This window comes from Thalassospira sp. ABD4_177 (assembly GCF_056160125.1).
The window spans coordinates 365,437-380,012 of sequence record NZ_JBSWWO010000003.1 but is presented as its reverse complement, the minus strand read 5'-3'; the positions used below and the strand labels follow the sequence as shown (position 1 = coordinate 380,012).

Sequence of the window (14,576 nt, the reverse complement as noted above, 5' to 3'; positions counted from 1 at the left end):
CAGACTTATCCTTCCTGTTTGCTCAATGCGGCCTGCTGCTGCAAGGCGACTTTCGCCTGCAGACGCTGCTGTGCCTGATCGACGACCACGGCGGCAATAATTACCAGCCCCTTGATCACGGTTTGCCAGAACGAACTAACCCCCATCATGACCAAACCGTCAGAAAGAATACCGATCACAAAGGCACCGATGATGGTTCCGGCAATACGCCCCCGTCCCCCGGACATTGATGTCCCGCCAAGAACCGCCGCAGCAATTGCGTTTAATTCGAATGTCTCGCCGGTTGCCGGATGGGATGCGACAAGCTGGGATGAAATCACCAACCCGACAATTGCCGCACAGAACCCGGAAAACATATAGACGAACATTTTGACACGGTTGACCTTCACGCCCGACAGTGCGGCTGCGTGTTCATTCCCCCCAACCGCATAGATGTGACGACCAAGCGGAGTTCGACCAGCGATATAGGCAGCACCGCATCCAACCGCGATCAAAATCCAGATTGATACCGGGATGCCCATAAATGCCCCCGACCCCAGGACACTCAGCCCGTTGGACCCAAATTCCGGGTTACCGACCAAATTCGGGAATGTCGCCCCGTCAGAGGACAACAAGGCAAGCCCCCTTGCGACATATAGCGTTCCAAGGGTCGCGATGAATGGCGCAACATTAAGCTTGGTGATCAAGGCACCGTTTATCGCCCCGAAAAGCACGCCAACAAAAAGCGTGATCGCAAAGATTTCAAAGATATTGAAATAGAGCGTGTACCCGATTCCAAGATCAACACCGTTCAGGATCAGCCACCCTGCAACCATGCCGCAGAGCCCTACAATTGAACCAACCGAAAGGTCAATGCCCCCGGTAATGATGACAAAGGTCATCCCAATCGCAAGGAACGCGTTCAAGGCCACATGTTTTGACATGATGACAAAATTGGCCGCACTTAGGAAATTCGGGGCTGCAAACGCAAAAAACGCAAACACAAGAATAAGTGCTATAAATGTGCGCAGCTTCAACAGAAGCAAAAGCCAAGTCTGATTGCTGTTTCCTGACGCCGTTCCGGCCGATGCGATAGATGTCATATCTGCAACTCCCTGTTCTCAGCCGTTTTCTGGCTTGTTGTTGTGTGACCGACTGCAGATGCGGCAATGATCTGTTCTTCGGTCGCTTCTTGCTGGGTAAATTCCTTGATCACCCGCCCCTTTGACATCACCAGAATTCTGTCAGAAAGAGACATCACCTCTTCAAGGTCAGAGGTCACAAACAATATCCCCAGACCATCCGCGGCAAGCTTGCGCATTTCTTGAAAGACTTCGCCCTTTGCCCCGATATCAATGCCGCGACTTGGTTCATCCATCAGCAGTAATTTGGGGTTGGTCATCAGGGCTTTGCCGATGACGACCTTTTGCTGGTTGCCACCTGACAATGAGCTGACCGGATTTTCGACACTTGCAACCTTGATAAACAAGTCGCGCACCATATCTGCGACGGCCTTACGCTCTTTCTTGATGCTCAGGTACCCGCGTTTGGTAAATTTCATCAGGCTGGACAGCGACATGTTTTCACGGATCGGCAAGATTTGAACCAGTCCCGCACCTTTTCGGTCCTCCGGGATCAAGGCAATTCCGCGCTCTATTCGCCCCGCCACGCTGGTTTCATCAAGGGGCTTTCCATCAACATAGAACTTTCCGGTGCACATCGGATGCTGGGCCATGATGCATTCGAAAAATTCAGACCGCCCTGCCCCCATCAATCCATAAATGCCAACAATCTCGCCAGCCTTCAGGGAAACAGAAACGCGATCAACAACAAACCCGCCATTCTTGCTTGGCAGGCATATGTCTTCGGCCCGGAATACTTCTGCACCAAGTTGATGGGTCAGTGATTTTGAGAAATCCTTGGACGCAGCACCGATCATGTTGCGCACAATCCAGCTGACCTCCACCCCCGCCATCGAACGCGACCCGGTAATGCAGCCGTCACGCAACACCGTGATGTAATCCCCAATCCGGATAAGCTCTTCGAGCCGATGGGAAATGTAAATGATTCCCACACCAGACTTTTTAAGATCCTTGATCACACGGAAAAGAATTTCCACTTCAGCAGCACTCAGGGCCGATGTTGGCTCATCCATAATCAGAATGCGTGCATCCTGTGCGAGGGCCTTGGCAATTTCGACAATCTGCTGTTCGCCGATACTTAATTCGCCCACAAGTGCATCGGGGGAAATGTCGTGTTCCAGCCGTTTCATCAAGCTTGCGGCTTCTGCCTGCTGGTTGCGGCTGTCTATGTCGACACCTCCGCGTGTTTTTTCCCGCGCAATGAAGATGTTGTCGGCCACCGTCATGTTCGGGAACAGATTAAGTTCCTGAAAAACGATGCCGATGCCATGCGCCGCGGCAGCACGGGTATCGGCAAACTGAACCCGTTTGCCATCCACCGCAATCTCGCCGGACGTTAATTGTTCAACCCCGGCGATGACCTTCATAAGGGTCGATTTCCCGGCACCGTTTTCACCGACAAGGACATTCACAGCCCCCAGCCTGACATCAAAGTCGACTTCATTCAGGGCCAACGTTCCCGGATAAACTTTCGTTGCCCCCCGCACCGTCAGTCCGATTTGATGTTCTTCGTTATATGAAAGATCATTCATTTCCGGCCACCTCGATTTCAACCGGGGTAATCAGAACGGTGTCGTCGGGTTTTCGCATTGTAAATGCGCCGGTAGCAGCAACAGATTTACCGACCAGGCCCTCACGCGACAGATCTTTCAAAACAGTGTCAAAGGCCTTGGTATTCAATGCACGCGACAATTGCGCAAACTCAATCTGATCGGTAAAGGACGTAAAATCGAAGAATGGCAAAACATCACGCAACGTAGTACCACGGATGACCGGGCCAAGCTGTATGACGGCGTCTGCACGCCCATCCCCATCGATATCAACATCTGCGGTCGCTGCCCGCGTGTCTGTTTTTGCCGCGACGATTTCACCCTCAATCCGGGTGGCGAAGTTCCACGGGCTGCCCTCGCTGGATGGACGATATCCAAAAGAGTTACCGGCGGCATCGAGGTCATCCCCAAGCGCTGCCGAAATGTCAGCGAAATCAGCACCCGAACTCTTAAGATGCGGGACAACCCGATCTTCCCAAATCCCTTCTACCAGGGCAGGCATATCTCCATAAGACGAACCTGAAACAGTTGCCTTATTATCATTTTCTGCATCGTTCTTTACCAGTTGGCATGCCTCAACCGAGAACACCAAAGGCAAAAGCAGAAGCAATTTTATCATTGGCCCAACGCGCTTCAAGCTGGCCTCCTTCAGAAGATTGCACAACTCAATCTCTGCGGTAAGCGGGGAACGCAGCCCAAGCTGCGCCCCGCCCATCCGGCACAAAAGATCGCGACCGACGACATATACTGTCGTGGTTGCTCACTTACTTAAGTGCGAAGGTTTCCAACTGCTTGGCGTTGTCAGCAGTGATCAGGACACAATCCATCAACTGCTTTTCATCATGGCCGGTTGAGCCGGTTTTCAGATACTGGTCGGCTTGCTCGACCGCAATCTGTGCCTGACGGTAAGCAGGCTGCAGAACCGTCGCCTTGATACCACCTTCAAGAATGGAATCACGAACGTCATTGCTGCCGTCGAACCCGACAACAATCACATCATTGCGACCGGCTGCCTGAAGCGCTGCAATAGCGCCCATCGCCATGGTGTCATTTCCTGAAATCACACCTTTGATATCCGGGTTGGCCTGAAGGATGGTTTCCATCTTTTCATAGGCTTCGGTCTGGCTCCAGTTGGCAGACTGCTGGGCCACCATTTCCATGTCAGGATATTGGTCAATGATATCGTGATAGCCCGAAGAACGAATACCGGCATTGGTATCGGCTTCACGTCCAAGAAGTTCGGCGTATTTGCCTTCTTCACCCATCTGGCGAACGAATTCCTCCGCACCAAGCTGAGCACCCTGATAGTTGTTCGAGACAATCTGCGACACAGCAATCCCCGATTCCTTGATCTCGCGATCAATAAGGAAAGACGGGATACCGGCTTCTTTCGCACGACGCACCGGTGCGACCGTTGCTTCTGCACCGGCGTTATCAAGAATGATCGCCTTTGCACCGCGGGCTATTGCCGTATCGTAAAGCTGGTTTTGCTTGTTTGGATCATCATCATGCACCAGAACAAGGGTATCATAACCCAGTTCCTCGGCCCGCTGTTTTGCACCTTCAGCTTCTGCTTTAAAGAAGGGGTTGTCGTGAGACGGGGTAATAATCGCAATCAAGTCTGCTGCGGATGCTGACATCGGCATGGCAGTAGCCAAACCCATCACCATTGCCACGCCCGCAAAAAGTGCTCTACGCGTAAACGCCATTTGTACCTCCCTAGATACATAAAGTTTATAGTCACCATGCGACATGCTTCTGTTTCGAAGTTCTGTTGTCGCGCCTTATCAGGTGATCCGACGGATACTTTCTTTGATTTCGTCCGGTTCGAATACCCCGATCCAGTCATCACGCATCAAGCGTGGCTTTCCGTTATTGATCGCCTTGTTACACGCATCAGAGAATTCACCCTGTATTTCGCCCATAACAACAGCACCAAGAATATTAAGATGCCCCAAAAGGAAGTCACGTGCTGCCTGCTCATTGACGCCCCGGCGCACGACCTCATCAAGCGCCTCTTTCATGACAACCAGCAAGGTAGCACAAACCGTTTCGGACAACCCGGGCTCCAGCAGGGCCATTTCATCAACTGACACGCGATGAGACCTGAGAATCGGCTGGAAAATTACCTTTGCAATCTCTTCGCCAAGCGCAAAGTCCTCTTCGGACCCCTGCATCAAGGCGCTGACAATAGCCTGTCTTGCCGCAACACCACCGAAATAGTCGCGCTTGGCGGCCATGTCTGTTTCTTCATTGAAAATTGGCGGATGACAAGGATGTGTAACGAAATAGGTCACATCATCGCGCTTTGGGAAATGGCCCGCAAAGGGTGCAGCCGCATCAAGTGCAATGATCATGGTGCCAGGTGCAACCTTGTCGATCAGGCCATGTGAAACGGCCTTAATCGCTGTATCTGGAACAGCAAGAATAACGGCACGTGCACCGGCCAAAGCATCATCTAGCGCAACACAGCTGACACCAACCGCATCCTTGAGGCGGGCCTGCCCGGCTTCCGTGATTTCGACATGTGCAACATCAAAGCGCGAGCCCCTGAGATTGGCCGAAAGCCGAACCCCCATTTTGCCACCGGCGCCGATCAACGCGATCTTCATGCTTCCTCCTGTTGGTGTTTTTGTTTGTTGAAACGAGAATTACCGACATTCATCATATTGTCAACTGGTATGATGAGATGATAATTATGATCTCAATTCAAAGAAGATTGACCGTCAGGAGGACTACACCAATGGAAAGACTGCGCGCCCAGTACGAGGTTGAAAGCCCCAAAAGCCTTGAGCACGCCGCCAAAGTCATTGCTGGCGAACAATCATCGGGAACTTTTTTGAAACTTGCCGGGGAAACAGACGCATTGCGCCAACGATCCGGTGCCCGGGTTGAACTCATCGAGGAACGGTTGCAATCAGCCTCACCATCCCTGCCCACCCGAACGCAAGGATCGCATTATTCACGCGGGGTTATCACGCTGTCCTGGCCTTTGGACAATATGGGCACATCGCTTACCAATGTGCTTGCGACAGTCGCAGGCAATTTGTTCGAACTGGCAGATGTATCGGCATTGCGTTTGATTGACGTCGAATTCCCGGATGCATTTTCGCAGGCCTATACCGGCCCTGCATTCGGGCGTAAGGGCACTCTTGATCTTGCCGGTGTTTCCAACCGCCCGATGATCGGCACCATCATCAAACCCAGTGTCGGCCTGTCACCAGATGAAACCGCACAACTTGTCCTTCAATTGATCGAAGGTGGAATCGATTTCATCAAGGATGATGAATTGCAGGGAAATGGCCCACACTGCCCGTTCCCCGAACGCGCCCGGAAGGTCATGCGGGTCATCAATGACTATGCCGACCGTACCGGCAAGAAGCCGATGTATGCCTTTAACATCACAGGCGAGGTCGACGAGATGAAACGCAATGCCGATCTGGTACACGAACTGGGCGGTACATGTATCATGGTCAGCCTGTTTTCGATCGGATTGGCCGGGCTAAGCGCCATTCGCGCGCACGCCGCGCTTCCCCTGCATTGTCATCGCAACGGGTGGGGTCTTTTCTCAAGATCTCCGGACATCGGTATTTCGTTTCGAGCCTGGCAAAAATTCTGGCGGTTGGCTGGCGCTGATCATCTGCATGTCAACGGGATCGCCAACAAATTCACTGAAAGTGACGAGACGGTCATGGAATCAGCCCGCGCGCTTGGTGAAAATGTGACCCCCAATCAAACGTATCACGCAATGCCGGTTTTCTCATCTGGCCAGACTGCAGTGCAAATGGAACAGACCATCGCCGCACTTGGTCACACTGATTTCATCTATTGCGCAGGTGGTGGGATCATCGGCCATCCCGGCGGTGTTGCAGGTGGCGTCGCAAGCATTCAGCAGGCCGCTGCGGCCGCAGTTCAAGGCATCCCTGTTGATGAATTTGCCAAAGACCATCAAGAACTCCGCCTTGCGCTTTCGACTTTCCGGAAAAATTGATCATGTCCAACATTTCATTTGCTCAGGATCTGTTTCTCTCCTTTTACGGGGATGACTTTACCGGCTCCACCGACGTTATGGAGGCACTGTCTGCAAACGGTATTGAAACCGTTTTGTTTACCCGCATCCCCGAAGCACATCACATTGAACAGTTTAAAAACTGCAGCGCCGTTGGTCTGGCGGGGATCAGCCGAAGCCAGCCTCCCGAATGGATGGATGACAATCTTCCTGATATTTTCCGCTGGTTGCGGCGTCTGAACGCAAAACACTGCCATTACAAAACATGCTCCACTTTCGACAGTGCCCCCCATCAGGGATCAATCGGACGTGCCATAGAAATCGGCAGAACCGTGTTTGACCAAAAGCAAGTTCCGTTGATTGTCGGCGCCCCCCAGCTTCGCCGATACACCTTCTTTGGACATCTGTTTGCCGCATATCGCGACCAGACCTATCGCATTGACCGTCACCCGGTCATGAGCCAGCACCCCGCAACACCGATGACGGAATCTGACCTGCTGGTCCATCTGGGCCGACAGAGCTCGTTGTCATCAACCTGCGTAACTGCGGATCAAATGAAGACCCTGCTTGGTGAGGCGTCTGACGAACACGGGACGAAAAACACACTCCCGGAACAACAATGTCTTCTTCTTGATGTCTACGATGATCAAAGTCAGGCGACCGCTGGTGCGTTTCTGCATGTTTTTCGTAAATCACTGGGCCCGTTCGCAGTTGGATCATCAGGCGTTGAGTATGCTTTACTGCGGGCATGGCAGCAGGCTGGCCTCATTGGACCGGCACCGCAAATTTCCCGCCCCAAAAAACTCGACCGTATTGCCGTTGTCTCGGGAAGTTGCTCTTCGACAACGGCAAATCAGATCGAAATGGCCCTGTCAGAGAATTTTGCCGGCGTCCCGATTGACTATCATGCCTTGGTTTCCGGGCAAGGAACCGAGCTTGCCCTTGAACAAGCCGCAACTTCTGCCTCGAAACACCTAAAGAATGGCAAAAGCCCGATCATTTATACAGCCCGCGGCCCTGAAACTGTCACCAATGTTCAAACCGCTTCTGCGGACGTCGCCGGGCGCCATCTTGGGGCCCTGCTTGACAGATTGATCCGCGAACATCAGTTGGAACGCGCCATTATTGCAGGCGGTGATACGTCTAGCCTGGCTCTAAGCGAAATGAACATCTACGCCTTAACGCTGCGTCATCCGATACCGCAAACACCGGGATCGCCTTTGTGCAATGCTTTTCGCCAGGATGGAAACCATCTGGAAATCGCCCTCAAGGGCGGTCAAATCGGTAAGGACGACTATTTCATTTCTTTGCGGGATGGCAAACTCACTATCTAGAGCATGGGCAGAGTTCTCCCTAGCAACCCTCATCACCCCCACCAACAATAAAAGTCTGATGATTGAAGATGGCCAGATCAATAAATCATATTACAATATGATTATTATTGCCTTTGCAAATCTGTCATCCCATGCAACGAACCAACCCGACGCATCACATCGGCAATCGTTTTGCCCGCTTGGCGCGGGCACAGTGATGCAAAAAAATCTGAGAATTAGAGAGGATACCGATACCGGTCCCGGATCTATACGCCGTAATAGGTTGCGATCATTTGCCCGTTAATATTTTGGACCTGAAACGGCGTATTATAAATGTCGGCAAGAATACCAGCATCAATGATCTGATCCGGCGATCCCTGCTCGGCCACCTTGCCATCCTTCATCGCGATAATATGATCTGAATAACATGATGCAAAATTGATATCGTGAATAACGACAACAACCGTCTTGCCAAAATCACGTGCGGCCTGCCGGAACAGTTTCATCATTGAAACTGCATGATGGATATCAAGATTGTTCAACGGTTCGTCAAACAGCATGTAGTCTGTATCCTGACACAACGTCATTGCGACAAAAGCACGCTGCCGCTGCCCACCCGATAGCTGGTCAAGAAAACGGCCCGACAGATCAGTCAAACCAAGATAGGTCAGCGCACGATTGACATACTCCAGATCATTCTCATTCGTGCGGCCCTTACTGTGGGGGTACCTGCCAAAGGCAACCAAATCACGCACTGTAAGTCGCGCAGTTATATGGTTATCCTGACGCAGCACGGCCAAGCGTTTTGCCAATTCAAGGCTATCGGCGGTCGCGATGTTCAAACCATCTACTGTAATTTCGCCACTATCCATGTTTACCAGTCTGGCAATCATGGACAGCAATGTGGATTTTCCCGCACCATTTGGGCCAATGATTGATGTCAGCCCGTTCCGCTTTAAACCAAGTGTCACATCATCAACCACAAGGGTTCCATCATACGACTTGGTCGCATTGCGTACATTAATCACCGAACACCTCTACGCAAAATAAGCCCGATAAAGAACAATCCGCCTGCAAACTCGATCAAGATTGCCAATGCTGTGTTGAAATCAAACAGCTTCTCAAGCACCAATTGCCCGGACGACAAGCAAATAAAGGCGATCAAAACGGCACCCGGCAGAGTATGTTTGTGCTTGGCCCCTGGCAGCACGATGTAAGCCAGATTTGCAACCAGCAACCCAAAGAAGGTTACCGGCCCAACCAAGGCGGTCGACACAGCCACCAGAACAGATGCAAGCGCCAGGATAATAACTGCAGTGCGAGAGTGATTGACGCCAAGTGAAATCGCGCTGTCGCGCCCCAACAGCATGACGTCAAAGCGGCTGAATATCTTGGCCCCGATGGCGCTTACCAAAATAATCACAGCAACCGACACCCCCAAAAGAGATTTGTCGACACTATTGAAGCTTGCAAACAGGCTATCTTGCAAAACGACGAAATCATTCGGGTCGATAATCCGCTGCAACAGCCCTGAAACACTGCGGAACAAAAGCCCGAAGAACAAACCGCTCAGTAAAAGAAGGTGCACATCCCGAAAAACACCAAAGAACAGAAAGCGATAAAGGATCAACGCAAAAACAGTCAGACAGACTGCCTCGATCAGGAATTTGATTTGCGGATCCAGCGCCGATATCGCCTGCGCCCCAAAGACAAAAATCAAAACGGTTTGCAAAAGCACATAAAGCGCATCAATTCCCATAATCGAAGGCGTCAGAATTCGGTTGTTGGTTACTGTTTGAAACAAAACGGTTGAAACCGACACGGCATAGGCAACAAGCAAAAGCGCCAGAAGCTTGGTTCCCCGAAATTCAAGAATGAACCCCCAATTGCCACGCGCCCCAATCGTCATAAAGCCAATTGCGGACAACAACGCCAAACAAAGCAAGATCATCAATACTCTGTTCGGGCCAAGTCGGCGCCTGACGGTTTCGGTTCGCGACATCACATTATCTGGCATATGCGTTTCTGCCCAAAACCAGATACAGGAAGAACAGGCTTCCGATCACACCAAGAACGGCACCAACCGGCACTTCAAATGGCTCGATGATCAGCCGTCCAACAATATCGCACACCAAAACAATTGCCGCGCCAAACAAGGCGATCCAGGGCAGCGTCTTCTTCAGATTATCGCCAAATGCAATGCTGACCAGATTGGGCACGATCAGACCGACAAACGGAATCATACCTGCCGATACGACCACAGATGCCGTGACAAGCGAGATAATCACCAATCCGAATGTCATGACCTTGCGATAATCCAATCCAAGACTGACCGAGAATTCCTGTCCCAAACCGGCCATCGTCAATTTATCTGCCCCGCGATAGGCGATGATCGCCAGCCCAAAGGCCAGCCAGAGCACTTCGTACCTTCCCCTCAAGACTGTCGAAAAATCGCCACTAGTCCAGACATTCATGGCCTGCATCATATCAAACCGGTAGGCGATGAATGCCGCAAAGGAACTGATCACCCCGCCCAACATCATTCCGATCAACGGAACGATGACCACGGAACGCAATGGTATTTTGGTCAGCAACCACAAAAACAACCCGGTGCCCGCAAGGGCAAATACGCCCGCCACCAGCATCTTTCCGACAACCGGTAAATCAGGCGCAAACAATAACACCACCAGCATCCCCAGCGCTGCTGCTTCGACAGTGCCGGTTGTCGCCGGTTCAACAAACTTGTTACGTGCCAGCATCTGCATGATTGCCCCAGCGACAGCCATACTTGTCCCGGCAAAGACAAGCGCCAGGGTTCTTGGAATTCGCGATGTTTGAAGAACCAGCCAATCGGTTTGACTAACCGTGCCATCAAGGAAATCGATCAGCGAGATGTTGGCAACACCAACAAACAAGCTGGCGACAGCCAAAGCCACCACCGCCACACACGCAATGACGTAGATTTTCTTCCGGGAAACCGTACCAGCCAAAATCAGCGACCTTTGTTAACTGCCGGAAACAGCAACAAAACGCTGAGCCAACTGTTTGATATTGCGGTGAAGTGACTCGATCCCCGCATTGACAAGATACCAGGATGCAGAGTCGAGATAGACAATCTGGTCTTTTTTCCACGCTCTCGTTTGATGGATCAGGTCATTATCCAGCAAAGCCTCTGCAGCAGCGCCTGATTGGCCGATGGCAGAATCGCGATCAATGACGAACAACCAGTCCGGATCGGTTTCCAGAATATATTCAAACGATACCGGCTGCCCATGATTCCCGGCTTTAATATTCTCGTCCGCGGGAACGACGCCAAATTCTTTAAACAGTATTCCGAACCTTGAATTCGGGCCATATGTGCTCATACGTGCGCCGTTGGTCATGATCAGCAATCCGTTACCCGCCTTTGCGGACAAAGCCTGCAAAGAGGCCATGGATTCTTTCAAACCTTCAATTTTGGCGGTCGCTTTTTCCGATTTATCAAAGACGGTGCCCAGAACCCGGATATTGCGAAAGACATCTTCAAGAAAATGATCTTGACGCACAGTCAAATCGATTGTTGGTGCCATTGTGGAAAGTTCGGCAAATTTTGGCGCTGCACGGCCCGAAATGATGATCAGGTCAGGTTCCATGGCGTTAATCGCCTCGAAATCAGGTTCGAACATAGACCCGATTTTTGGTAAATCCCCAAATTGCGCCAATATTTCAGGCAGCGCGATTTCCGGTATTCCGTCCACAGGCTCTTCAAGAACATTCAGCGTATCAAGTGCAGACAAATCAAAGGTCAGCACAGTTCGCGGTGTCAATGGAACGTCACTCTCACCTTGGGCATGAGCAACCGTGACCACCGCCCCATCGGCATAGGCAGGCGCACCGGCCGCAGAAAATGCGACTAGGAGTAATCCGCAAAAAATGCTTACAATAGACCGAAGATTCATGTCAAATCACCTTATCTGCCAGACTCGCATCATCAACTTGGCATCTGCTGAAACAAGTTTCTTATTCAGTTACCTGCCTCTGCCTTGATTGTTCAACCGAACAATTTTTTAATAATTCCAAATTGTGACCATTGAAAATTGCAGCCTAAACTACCGAAAAACAGCCACACCGCAACAGCTGAGAATGCAAATCAGCATCAAAAAAGCGAAAAAAACAGCACTCTGATGCAAAAGACCCGTTTGTTGATTGCATTTGATGCTCTTTTACGAGTTGGCAGCGTCACACAAGCCGCAGAAGACGTTGGCATCCAGACTTCGGCTATGAGCCGCATCCTGTCGGAATTGCGCAAGATTTATGATGACGAGCTGTTTATTCGCACCGGTCAAGGGATGCGCCCTACGCCACTTGCAGAATCGCTTCGCCTGCGCGTCAGAGCCTTGGCGTACGAAGCTTCAGAGGTGCTTTTTCCCACAGCAGATCGCAATCAGACCTCATCCGCAGCAGAGGAAAATGAATGGCAACACCCCACGGTTTTGCCGATGCCACCACTGGCTTCAAGCCGCGAACCAAAACTTGATGTATCGCCGACGCCCGAAACCCTCTCGAGAAAAATCTCAGAGATTGATCACCGCGCATCCCCTGCCAAGCGTCTGGCAAAATACATTGCCGTCACCTGCCCTGGCCCGGGAAAAAGCCGGCCACTCACGCAACGCGAAGCCAAAGACTGTTTCGATACTATCCTGAATGGCCATGCCCATGAAATTCAGATCGGCGCGCTGTTGATGACCATTCAGCATCGCGGCATCACGGCACCAGAATTGGCCGGATTTATTGAGGCCGTGCGCGAAAACATCATATCGAACGCGCCGGTTGGCATCCAGCCGGATCTTGATTGGCCGGCATATATCTCGGCCAACTGGCGACATGCACCATGGTTTATCCACTCCGCGCGGCTTTTGGCAGAAGCAGGTCACAAAATTCTGTTGCATGGCTATTTTGGCAACGGTTCACATAGCGGAAAGCTAGAACTGGCAATGAACGACTGCGCCATTCCGGTATGCACAACGCTTGAAAACGCCAGCGAGGTTCTCAACACCTCAAACATCGCATATGCGCCGCTGGGTGCGATTTCACCGCAAATGCAAGCATTGCTGGATATTTACCATCTGGTCGAAACCCGGTTGCCGGTTCATTATATTAGCCATCTGGTAAATCCCCTGAATGCAAAATCCGTTATCTTGGGGGCCGCTCAGCTTTCAAAGCGTGATCTTTACCGGGACGTTGCACATCTGTTGAAATACCAAAACGCGACAATTGTCGGCTCTGTTAGAGATTTTGCGCAAATCGCGCCTCAAAAGACAACGCCGCTTTACCGCATCTGTAACGGACAATCGCTTGACACCATCGCACCGGGAAATCGCATGATCGCTGATGCGCCACCAAGACACATCTTTACGCAGCGCGAACATTGGCAAGCTGTCTGGACCGGGTCCGCAACAGATGAAATGGCGGAAAATATCATCACATATACAGCTGCAGCGGCCCTGATCAGCTTGCCACAGAATTCAGACATGTCATTTGAAACTGCGCTGTCCCATGCCCAGCTCTTATGGCGAGATCGCAATCGGGCAATGTCCAAATAGGCACTTTCATAGTTCGCCAAATACGGATGCGACTTCATCTCGCACCAGATCGGCAAAAGCATATGCAAGTGACATCGCGTCAAACTGACGACCAAGTGCAAGAACCAAAGGGATGCGACGCAGGTCTGATGAGACAGGAATCTCCACCAGTCGCCCAGCCTGCAAGTCGTCTTTTAGACTATGACATGGAACGTACCCGTAACATTTACCCGAGCGAATGGCAGCAATCGCAGCATCAAGCGAATTGACCCGCCACTGCCCGGGGAGCAAAAAGTCATGATTGACCTTATCTTCAACGTCTATGACCACGCGTGGGATCGCTGCTAATTGCTCTTCAAGTTCTGATCCGGTGACCTGTGCGATTGGATGATCTGCTCTTATAATCGGGCGAAGTGCAATATCGATCAAAGGCGTCGCGTTCAAACCGCTATCATCCCAATATCCAATCGCGACATCCCAACTTTCTGGCTTGAAATAAGAAATCGGTTTCCGGACAAACTCCTGAACCGAAACCTCGGTCTGGGGATGCTGATTTTGCAGTTCTGTAATCGCAGAAAAAAGAACATCGCGCGGGAACAAGCAATCGCATAGGACCCGTAAAGAGGGCCTCTGCCCGCTTGCCATCAAAGATGCGCGCTCTTCAAGATGGTTCAGACCGTCAATCAATGGAATGGCTGCCATCAAAAGACGCTCTCCCGTTTTGGTCAAAACAGCACGGCGCCCGACTGTCTTGACAAGGTCTACATTCAGTTTCTTTTGCAATTCGGCAATTGCATAACTCACGGATGATTGGCTGCGGTTAATCTCAAGCGCCGCCTTGGCAAAGCTCCCCGATCGTACCGCAGCGCGCAAAACCGCCCAATGTTCAATGTCGGTACGTGGAATGGTATTTTTCATCAAATTTTTCGATCAATATGAACAGTTATTCCAGCTTTTCGTTCGGTATTTTTGATCATAGATTCAGTTGAGAATAAAGATTAATCTCACAAACAACACGGTAA

13 protein-coding genes are annotated in these 14,576 nt (G+C 51.2%); 3 read left to right on the top strand and 10 right to left on the bottom strand.

What is annotated here, in order from left to right; genetic code table 11:
* Positions 1-5: 5 nt before the first annotated feature.
* The 5 genes from ACXAF0_RS17710 to ACXAF0_RS17690 all read right to left on the bottom strand — a co-directional run bounded on the left by ACXAF0_RS17710 (position 6) and on the right by ACXAF0_RS17690 (position 5,283).
* Positions 6-1,082, bottom strand: coding sequence for an ABC transporter permease (locus tag ACXAF0_RS17710; protein ID WP_033068280.1), 1,077 nt, complete (start codon positions 1,080-1,082; stop codon positions 6-8).
* Positions 1,079-2,653 (bottom strand): sugar ABC transporter ATP-binding protein, encoded by a 1,575-nt coding sequence (locus tag ACXAF0_RS17705; RefSeq protein ID WP_475347150.1) that lies wholly within the window; start codon positions 2,651-2,653, stop codon positions 1,079-1,081. Before ACXAF0_RS17705 ends, ACXAF0_RS17710 begins: the two co-directional genes overlap by 4 nt.
* On the bottom strand, positions 2,646-3,386 hold the full coding sequence (locus tag ACXAF0_RS17700) for a DUF2291 family protein (RefSeq protein WP_475347149.1): 741 nt from the start codon (positions 3,384-3,386) through the stop codon (positions 2,646-2,648). The genes ACXAF0_RS17705 and ACXAF0_RS17700 overlap by 8 nt, the downstream gene beginning before the upstream one ends.
* A 49-nt stretch (positions 3,387-3,435) precedes the next feature.
* Positions 3,436-4,380, bottom strand: a complete 945-nt coding sequence (locus tag ACXAF0_RS17695; protein WP_033068282.1) for a D-ribose ABC transporter substrate-binding protein — start codon at positions 4,378-4,380, stop codon at positions 3,436-3,438.
* A gap of 78 nt (positions 4,381-4,458) precedes the next feature.
* Positions 4,459-5,283 (bottom strand): phosphogluconate dehydrogenase C-terminal domain-containing protein, encoded by an 825-nt coding sequence (locus ACXAF0_RS17690; RefSeq protein ID WP_475347148.1) that lies wholly within the window; start codon positions 5,281-5,283, stop codon positions 4,459-4,461.
* A gap of 131 nt (positions 5,284-5,414) precedes the next feature.
* Here ACXAF0_RS17690 and ACXAF0_RS17685 point away from each other — a divergent pair, with 131 nt between their 5' ends.
* Complete coding sequence (locus tag ACXAF0_RS17685; RefSeq protein ID WP_475347147.1) at positions 5,415-6,662, top strand: ribulose-bisphosphate carboxylase large subunit family protein; 1,248 nt, start codon at positions 5,415-5,417, stop codon at positions 6,660-6,662.
* Between the two features lie 2 nt (positions 6,663-6,664).
* Positions 6,665-8,014: a four-carbon acid sugar kinase family protein gene (locus ACXAF0_RS17680; RefSeq protein ID WP_475347146.1), complete on the top strand. Its 1,350-nt coding sequence runs from the start codon at positions 6,665-6,667 to the stop codon at positions 8,012-8,014.
* Between the two features lie 245 nt (positions 8,015-8,259).
* Here the strand turns inward: ACXAF0_RS17680 and ACXAF0_RS17675 are convergent, their stop codons facing one another.
* From ACXAF0_RS17675 to ACXAF0_RS17660, 4 genes are all read right to left on the bottom strand, one after another.
* A complete protein-coding gene (locus tag ACXAF0_RS17675; protein WP_475347145.1) occupies positions 8,260-8,976 on the bottom strand; it encodes an iron ABC transporter ATP-binding protein in 717 nt (238 codons plus the stop codon).
* Positions 8,977-9,017: 41 nt separating this feature from the next.
* Complete coding sequence (locus tag ACXAF0_RS17670; RefSeq protein ID WP_475347197.1) at positions 9,018-9,902, bottom strand: iron chelate uptake ABC transporter family permease subunit; 885 nt, start codon at positions 9,900-9,902, stop codon at positions 9,018-9,020.
* A gap of 97 nt (positions 9,903-9,999) precedes the next feature.
* Positions 10,000-10,929, bottom strand: a complete 930-nt coding sequence (locus tag ACXAF0_RS17665) for an ABC transporter permease (RefSeq protein WP_475347196.1) — start codon at positions 10,927-10,929, stop codon at positions 10,000-10,002.
* A gap of 69 nt (positions 10,930-10,998) precedes the next feature.
* Positions 10,999-11,931, bottom strand: a complete 933-nt coding sequence (locus ACXAF0_RS17660) for a siderophore ABC transporter substrate-binding protein (protein WP_475347144.1) — start codon at positions 11,929-11,931, stop codon at positions 10,999-11,001.
* Positions 11,932-12,156: 225 nt separating this feature from the next.
* On the opposite strand from ACXAF0_RS17660, the gene ACXAF0_RS17655 reads away from it, so the two are divergent.
* Entirely contained in the window at positions 12,157-13,575 is a 1,419-nt protein-coding gene (locus tag ACXAF0_RS17655; protein WP_475347143.1) for a glycosyl transferase family protein, read from the top strand.
* A 6-nt stretch (positions 13,576-13,581) separates the two neighbouring features.
* Here ACXAF0_RS17655 and ACXAF0_RS17650 read toward each other — a convergent pair whose 3' ends face one another.
* Positions 13,582-14,472, bottom strand: coding sequence for a LysR family transcriptional regulator (locus ACXAF0_RS17650; protein ID WP_475347142.1), 891 nt, complete (start codon positions 14,470-14,472; stop codon positions 13,582-13,584).
* Positions 14,473-14,576 lie beyond the last annotated feature (104 nt).

Excerpts from the sequence above, each read along its gene's own strand:
- ACXAF0_RS17670 (WP_475347197.1), bottom strand. The coding sequence starts at position 9,902 with ATGACGATTGGGGCGCGTGGCAATTGGGGGTTCATTCTTGAATTTCGG.
- ACXAF0_RS17655 (WP_475347143.1), top strand. The coding sequence starts at position 12,157 with ATGCAAAAGACCCGTTTGTTGATTGCATTTGATGCTCTTTTACGAGTT.
- ACXAF0_RS17650 (WP_475347142.1), bottom strand. The coding sequence starts at position 14,472 with ATGAAAAATACCATTCCACGTACCGACATTGAACATTGGGCGGTTTTG.
- ACXAF0_RS17705 (WP_475347150.1), bottom strand. The coding sequence starts at position 2,653 with ATGAATGATCTTTCATATAACGAAGAACATCAAATCGGACTGACGGTG.
- ACXAF0_RS17700 (WP_475347149.1), bottom strand. The coding sequence starts at position 3,386 with ATGGGCGGGGCGCAGCTTGGGCTGCGTTCCCCGCTTACCGCAGAGATT.
- ACXAF0_RS17660 (WP_475347144.1), bottom strand. The coding sequence starts at position 11,931 with ATGAATCTTCGGTCTATTGTAAGCATTTTTTGCGGATTACTCCTAGTC.
- ACXAF0_RS17690 (WP_475347148.1), bottom strand. The coding sequence starts at position 5,283 with ATGAAGATCGCGTTGATCGGCGCCGGTGGCAAAATGGGGGTTCGGCTT.
- ACXAF0_RS17685 (WP_475347147.1), top strand. The coding sequence starts at position 5,415 with ATGGAAAGACTGCGCGCCCAGTACGAGGTTGAAAGCCCCAAAAGCCTT.
- ACXAF0_RS17695 (WP_033068282.1), bottom strand. The coding sequence starts at position 4,380 with ATGGCGTTTACGCGTAGAGCACTTTTTGCGGGCGTGGCAATGGTGATG.
- ACXAF0_RS17680 (WP_475347146.1), top strand. The coding sequence starts at position 6,665 with ATGTCCAACATTTCATTTGCTCAGGATCTGTTTCTCTCCTTTTACGGG.
- ACXAF0_RS17710 (WP_033068280.1), bottom strand. The coding sequence starts at position 1,082 with ATGACATCTATCGCATCGGCCGGAACGGCGTCAGGAAACAGCAATCAG.